The sequence below is a fragment of the Polaromonas sp. P1_E3 genome (assembly GCF_056405935.1).
Map to the genome: position 1 here is coordinate 1 of NZ_JBFUBD010000273.1, position 3,736 is coordinate 3,736.

The following is a 3,736-nucleotide window of genomic DNA, read 5'->3' on the forward strand; positions in this document are numbered from 1 at the left end:
GTATTGCGAAGCAGAACCACATATTGATCGAAGGATTCAATCTGGCCCTGCAATTTGATCCCGTTAACGAGATAAATGGAAACAGGAACATGCTCGCGACGCAAGGTGTTGAGAAATGGGTCCTGCAAGAGCTGGCCTTTGTTATTGCTCACGATATTTTCCGTGTTCAAAAGTTAATAGAACTTGACCTTACCACAGGGCGTCGGCCGGGTCATGTAGTCCTAGGCCGATTCCTTGTCCTTAAAGGGGTTGTGGGAGCTCTTCATCTGGATGCGCAAGGGGGTACCGACGAGGTCGAACTCCTTGCGGAAGCGCCCTTCCAGGTAGCGCTTGTACGACTCAGTAACGTGCTCAAGCGAATTGCCGTGAATGATGATGATGGGCGGGTTCATGCCGCCTTGGTGTGCATAACGCAGCTTGGGTCGGAAAACACCCGAGCGCTGGGGTTGCTGGAACTGCACGGCTTCCAGCAGCAGGCGGGTCAATACCGGCGTGGACATTTTGCGGTTGGCCGAGGCATGGGCCTGGACGATTGACTTCCAGACCGGGCCCAAGCCCTGCCGTTTGATGGCCGAGATCGGATGGATGGCCGCGAATTTGAGGAAACCCAGCCGGGTCTCAATGGAGCGCTCGAGAAGCTCGCGCTGGTAAGAGTCGACAGCGTCCGATTTATTGACAGCCAGCACCACCGAACGGCCGCTTTCAAGGATGTAGCCGGCAATGTGGGCGTCCTGGTCCGTTACCCCTTGGGTGGCGTCCAACAGCAAGAGCACTACATTGGCGTTTTCGATGGCCTGCAGGGTCTTGACGACAGAAAACTTTTCGATGGCCTCAAAAACCTTGCCTTTGCGGCGCAATCCAGCCGTATCGATGAGCTCAAACTTCTGCCCGTCGCGCTCAAAAGGCACAGAAATAGCGTCGCGAGTCGTACCGGGCAGGTCAAAGGCCACAAGGCGTTCCTCGCCCAGCCAGGTGTTGATCAAGGTGGATTTGCCCACATTGGGGCGCCCTGCAACGGCCAGACGAATGACGGAAGGGTCTTGCGGCTCCGCATCTTCATCAGGGTCAGGCAAGTTAAGCGGCGCCAGGGCCATGTCGACCAGCGTGCGCATGCCCTGCCCATGGGAAGCGGAAACTGCCAGCACCTCACCCAGACCCAACTCAAAGAACTCAGACAGCTGCACACCTTCAGTCATGCCTTCCGCCTTGTTAGCGGTCAGGATGGTGGGCTTGCCCAGCTTGCGAAGGTATTTGGCAATGTCATGGTCCTGCGCGCTGATACCCGCGCGGGCATCGACCACAAAGACCACCACATCGGCTTCTGCGACCGCTTGCCGGGTCTGCTTGGCCATTTCCTTGTAGATCCCGGACGCCGCATCAGGCTCAAACCCGCCGGTGTCAATCACGATGTATTCGTGGGGTCCCAGCTTTCCATTACCGTAATGGCGATCCCGCGTCAGGCCGGCGAAATCGGCCACGATCGCATCCCGCGTCTTGGTCAGCCGGTTGAAAAGCGTCGACTTGCCCACATTCGGGCGGCCGACTAGCGCTATGACAGGTTTCATCAATCAGTTTCTGGCAGGACCCACGGGCCCTTATTGAGGCTGGAAGCCGTAAACGCCGCCGTTTTGGGTCACCGCAATCAGGGTATTGCCTGCAAGTACAGGCGTTGCGACGATGGCCGAACCTTCGGTAGTCAGGCGATTGAGCAGGGACCCGTCTTCACGGGAGAGCAGATGGATGTAGCCCGAAAAGTCGCCGATAGCGACGGAGCGGCCCACCACCAGCGGCGCCGTGAGGCTGCGATAGCGCAGGCGGTCTGTGGTCCACGCACGCTCACCGTCAGAACGGCGCCAGGCATTTACCGTGCCGTCGGCCTCCGTGCCGAACAGCAGGCGGTCATCGCCATCAACGCCTTGGATGCCACTGGCTGGCTTGCTCCATAAAAGGTTGCCGCGCGCCGTGTTGACGCATCCGATACTCGCCTGAAATGCCCGCGCGCAGACTATGTCACCTTGCCTGCTCACGCGCCCCACCAGATCGACAAGCCGCTCAACGTCATTGATGCCGCGAGGCGTGGCGATTGGTACTTCCCAGCGAACGCTGCCGTTAGATGGGTTCAGGCCCGCGAGACGGCCACCTAAACCGACGACCAGCGTATCTCCCACCGCCAGCATGACGCCTGACTGACGGAGTACAAGAGGCTCATTGGGTCGCTGCTGCGTCCAGAGCTTGCGGCCTGTCTGCCCATCAAAGGCCGTCACCGAGCGATCCGCGGCAAGGACAAATACGCGCAAGCCGGCCACGAAGGGCGCGGAAAAAGCCTGGGCACCCAGCTTCTGGCGCCAGAGCTCCCGGCCGTCCTGCAAAGCGATGACCTCATTAGCCTTCGTTACTACAGCAACGACCTTGCCGTCATTTCCGGCCCCCGCTGCCAAAGGAGTGTTGAGCGCGTGGCGCCAGAAATCCCGGCCGGTCTGGGCATCCAGCAACGCCACGGTGCCGTCACCGCTGGCTACTGCCACCGTGTTGCCCGAAACGCCCATCTCCAGCGGGAAGTTCACCTGCCCCACGCGGGTGGTCCAGATCTGGCGCGCGGACACCAAGCCTGTCACCGGCTGAAGTTCCGTAGGTTGCGGCTTTGCGGGCCCACCGCCGAAAAAAGAACAGCCGCTCAAAATTGCTATCAAAACGATAGCTGCTGGCGCACGCACAACAAGCATGAGGGGCCTAAAAGGCTTATAAATCATTTTTTCACCTCGCTATTCGATGGCGCTTCGGCCTTGGTTTTCGCTGCGCTCGGATCAACTCCCAGCGCGTTGAGCTTGACCTCCACGAGGCGCCGGTATTCGGATCGCTCGTCGAGTTCTTTGTAAGCCTTTTCGTATTCAACTTTTGCCTCTGGCCTTTTGCCCTGCGCCGCAAGAATATCGCCGCGCCGATCAGCGACTAGTGCTGTGAAGTCTTTCGGGAAAGAGCCCGAAACCTGCTGCAGGGCCTCGTCATAGGATTTTTTCTCAAGCAACACTGCCGCCAGGCGCAATCGTGCAATAGCCTGGTAACCCTCATCGGAGGCTTTTTCAGCGACCCAATTCAAGGCCGCGCGCGATGCGTCGATGTTGCCCTTGTCGTAGTAGGCTTTTGCAGCAAGCAAGGCTGCCTGCTGGGCGTAAGTTGTCCGGCCAAAACGGTCTTTCATGTCGGACAACGAGCGGTCGATTTTTGCCATGTCGCCAGACTGCACGGCTCGCTCGACCTCGTCGTACATGACTGAGGCCTGGGCCGCCTGGTTGCGCTGCCAGTATTGGTACCCATTCCACGCCGCCAAGGCACCGAGAACCACGATCAGGGCCCACGTAATGATGTCGCCGTACTGTTTCCAGAAATGCTTGAGTTCGTCAAGCTGTTCCTGTTCTTCCAAATCGAGATGTTTTGCCATAAAAGTCTTTGTTCTGCCCCGAAAACGGCGCGGATTGCGTTGGGGTGATTGTAGAGGCCTGGGCAGCGTCTAAATGGCCTGTATTGACACTCAGCCACGCAGGGTGGGAGCCCAGGCCAGGACATCTCCCAACGGCTGGAGCACCTGGGCCTGTAAGGTCTGGTCCTTTTCACCCCGCAAGTGTTTGACGGCAACGCAGCCTTGGGCGAGTTCGGCTTCACCAAAAATCAGTGCGTAGCGCGCACCGCTGCCGTCAGCCTTCTTGAACTGGGATTTCATGCTGCCCATGCCTTCACC

5 protein-coding genes are annotated in these 3,736 nt (G+C 58.7%); all 5 read right to left on the minus strand.

What is annotated here, in order from left to right; translation table 11 throughout:
* On the minus strand, positions 1 to 170 hold a 170-nt coding region (hfq, locus tag AC1D0Z_RS17605; protein WP_477659499.1), incomplete at its 3' end, for an RNA chaperone Hfq.
* A gap of 51 nt (positions 171 to 221) precedes the next feature.
* Positions 222 to 1,565: a ribosome biogenesis GTPase Der gene (der, locus tag AC1D0Z_RS17610; protein WP_477659495.1), complete on the minus strand. Its 1,344-nt coding sequence runs from the start codon at positions 1,563 to 1,565 to the stop codon at positions 222 to 224.
* Positions 1,566 to 1,595: 30 nt separating this feature from the next.
* Positions 1,596 to 2,750 carry an outer membrane protein assembly factor BamB gene (gene bamB / locus AC1D0Z_RS17615; RefSeq protein WP_477659496.1) on the minus strand — a complete coding sequence of 385 codons (1,155 nt, stop codon included), beginning with the start codon at positions 2,748 to 2,750 and terminating at the stop codon, positions 1,596 to 1,598.
* Positions 2,747 to 3,439, minus strand: coding sequence for a YfgM family protein (locus AC1D0Z_RS17620; RefSeq protein ID WP_477659497.1), 693 nt, complete (start codon positions 3,437 to 3,439; stop codon positions 2,747 to 2,749). The genes bamB and AC1D0Z_RS17620 overlap by 4 nt, the downstream gene beginning before the upstream one ends.
* Positions 3,440 to 3,529: 90 nt before the next feature.
* Positions 3,530 to 3,736 (minus strand): His/Gly/Thr/Pro-type tRNA ligase C-terminal domain-containing protein (locus AC1D0Z_RS17625; protein ID WP_477659498.1); only part of this gene is annotated, 207 nt, incomplete at its 5' end.